Below are 3,078 nucleotides of genomic sequence, written 5' to 3'. Positions count from 1 at the left end.
CGCGCGGACGCCGCTCTCTACGAAGCGAAGCGCGCCGGACGAAACCGCGTCGTTCGCGCCGAGACCGGGGCTACCTCTTCCTGACCGGGCAGGTGGAGAGCCCGAAAAGCGTATAGGCCGGACAGGAACCGAGCAGCCCGGTGACGATCGGGACGATTCCGATGTAGCCCCAGGCGCTCTTCGGTCCGATGAAGGCGAGCGAGAGGATTGCGATCCCGGCGAGCACCCGGACGGCGCGATCGACGGTACCTTCGTTGCGGGGCAAGAGCTTGCTCAACATGACATCTCCTTGGATGGCGCAAGATTGTACTTCGGCTTGTGGTCTCCATCCGGGAAGAGCCAGGTCTCGCAGGAGAGGTTCCCTCCGGCAAGATGAGGGGGCCACCGCCGGATCCTTCCGGAATCAGCCGGCGAGCCAGGCGAGCATGGCGAGGGCGGCGGCGAGGGAGACGAGGGTGACGGGGAGGCCGACGCGGAGGTGGTCGCGGAAGCCGATGCGAATGCCGAAGCGGTCGGCCTGCTCGACGACGATGAGGTTGGCGACACTGCCGATGAGCAGGGCGTTGCCGGCGAAGGTCGAGGCGAGCGCCAGGGCGTAGCCGATGACGGGCAGGGCGGGCTCGGTGGGCACGAAACGCAGCAGGAGCATCACCGCCGGGACGTTGCCGACCAGATTTCCGAGCAGGGCGACGACCGGGACCAGGACGCCGACCTCGGCGAGCGGCAGACCCGCCTCCGCCAGGGCGCGCTGGCCGGCATCGGTCCACCCCGAGAGCTCGAGGCCGCGCGTCACGATGAAGAGAGCCACGAAGAGGGCGAGCATCTGCCAGTCGACCAGGCCGAGCATCGTGCGGCTGTGCATTCGTCGGCTGGTGAGAACGATGCCGGCGATGGCGCAGCCGGTGAGGTAGGCGGGCACCGGTGTCAGGAAGAGGGCGATCGCGGCCGCCGTCAGGACGATCGCCTTGGCGGCCTCGCGGCGGTCGAGCGCCGGCGCCGGTGGAATCTCCGCCTCCTGACGCTCGATCGGGCGTGCGGTCCGGTGGACGCCGTCGTCTTCGCCTTCTCCGGTGTCGCCGCGCTTCGCGTTCCCGGCGACGCTGCGGGCGAGAAACCAGTAGGTGAAGGCGAGCGCCGTCACCACCGGCAGGGCGCAGGCGAGAACGAAGGGCAAGAAGGCGAGTCCGAGCTGTTGCGAGATCAGGATGTTCTGCGGATTGCCGATCGGTGTGAGGGCGCTGCCGATGTTGGTGCCGCAGGCGAGGCCGAGGAGGTAGGGGAGCGGATCGAGCCGCGTCGCGAGAAGGGCCGCGCAGACGAGCGGCGTCAGGGCGAAGCAGACGACGTCGTTGGTCAACACGGCGGCAAGGAGCGCCGATACCACGAGGACTCCGGCGAGGAGACGGCGCGGCTGGCGAACGAGCGCCAGGCGCCGACCGATCGCTCCATAGAGACCCGACATCTGGTACTGCGCCGAAAGCAGCATCATGCTGAAGAGAAGTGTGAGCGTGGGCGCGTCGACCGCGGCCTTCGCCTCTTCGAGCGAGATGCGGCCGGTGGCCAGAAACGCCAGCGCGCCGAGCACCGCGAAGCCCGTCCGGTCGAGCGCCAGGCCGGGGATGCGGCCGATGGCCAGCAGCAGATAGGTGGCTCCGAAGAGGACCAGGGGGAGCGTCGGTGGAGGCATTGAAAGATATCGATTCTGCGGCTTTTGAAGACCGGTGTGCAACATCGGATTGGAGCTTTCTGAGGCGCCTGCGGGGGGAGAGGCGTGTTAGTGTCCAATCCCGTCATGTCCAATCCTGAGTCGGCGACGGGCGTCGACCTCAACCCCACCTCGCACGCTCCGGTCATCCGCTCGAAGAAGGATCTGGCGCGGCTCAGCCTTGGTGCCATGGGGGTCGTGTATGGCGACATCGGCACCTCGCCGCTCTACGCGATCAAGGAGTGCTTCGCCCTGCCGCACGGTGTGGCGATCAGCCTCGGCAACGTGCTCGGCATTCTCTCGCTCGTCTTCTGGGCGCTCACGCTCATCGTGGTCGTCAAGTACATCGGTTTCGTGATGCGGGCCGACAACCACGGCGACGGCGGCATCCTCGCCCTCCTCGCACTGGTCACCGAGCAGCGCAGCCATCCGAAGCGCGGCGAGTCGGGCCACCGGCGGTGGATCACCCTCGTCGCGCTGGCACTCTTCGGCGCGGCGCTGCTGTGGGCCGACGGCATGATCACGCCGGTCATCTCCGTCCTCGGCGCGCTCGAGGGGCTCGACGTCGCAACGCCATTTTTCCGCCCGTAGATCGTGCCCATCGCGCTCGGAATTCTCATCGCCCTGTTTCTCGTGCAGCGGCGGGGAACTGCCGGGATCGGCGCCGTTTTCGGCCCGCTCATGCTCGTCTGGTTCGCCGCGATCGCGGCGCTCGGAATCCCGGCGATCGTTCGCCATCCGGAGGTGCTGGCGGCGGTCAATCCGATGCATGCCTTTCACTTCTTCCGCGCCAACGGGCTGCACGGGTTCCTGATTCTCGGCGCCGTCGTCCTCTGCGTCACCGGCAGCGAGGCGCTCTACGCCGACATGGGGCATTTTGGACGCCGCCCGATCCGCGTCGCCTGGTTCTGGCTGGTCTTCCCGGCACTGCTCGCGAACTACTTCGGACAGGGAGCGCTGCTGCTCGCCCGCGGCCAGGAGGTGGTGGGGAACCCGTTCTACGGCCTGGCGCCGGAATGGTTCCTCTATCCGCTGGTGGCGATCGCCACTGCAGCCGCGGTGATCGCTTCGCAGGCGCTCATCTCTGGCGCCTTCTCCCTGGCCCAGCAGGCCATCCAGCTGGGCTTCTCGCCGCGCATGACGATCGTCCACACGTCGGGAGAGGCCAGCGGCCAGATCTACATTCCGGAAGTGAACACGATACTCATGGTCTCGTGCGTCGCCCTGACTCTGCTGTTCCGGGAGTCGGGCAACCTGGCGGCGGCTTACGGCATCGCGGTGATGGGGACAATGGTCATCACGACGATCCTGCTCTTCTCCGTCCAGCGCCGGATCTGGAACTGGCCGCTGTGGCAGGCGCTGGCGCTCTGCGC

2 protein-coding genes and 1 pseudogene are annotated in these 3,078 nt (G+C 67.6%); 1 reads left to right on the top strand and 2 read right to left on the bottom strand.

Features of this window, described 5'->3' with window-relative positions; genetic code table 11:
- Nucleotides 1-70 precede the first annotated feature (70 nt).
- Nucleotides 71-265 (bottom strand): DUF2892 domain-containing protein, encoded by a 195-nt coding sequence (locus KBI44_20135; GenBank protein MBP9146790.1) that lies wholly within the window; start codon nt 263-265, stop codon nt 71-73.
- A gap of 138 nt (nt 266-403) precedes the next feature.
- Complete coding sequence (locus KBI44_20130) at nt 404-1,687, bottom strand: anion transporter (protein MBP9146789.1); 1,284 nt, start codon at nt 1,685-1,687, stop codon at nt 404-406.
- Between the two features lie 207 nt (nt 1,688-1,894).
- On the opposite strand from KBI44_20130, the pseudogene KBI44_20125 reads away from it, so the two are divergent.
- Nucleotides 1,895-3,078: pseudogene (locus tag KBI44_20125) on the top strand (KUP/HAK/KT family potassium transporter).

Source organism: Thermoanaerobaculia bacterium, from assembly GCA_018057705.1.
GTDB lineage: Bacteria > Acidobacteriota > Thermoanaerobaculia > Multivoradales > JAGPDF01 > JAGPDF01.
The sequence above is the reverse complement of the archived record's forward strand: the minus strand, read 5'-3'. Positions and strand labels throughout refer to the sequence as shown.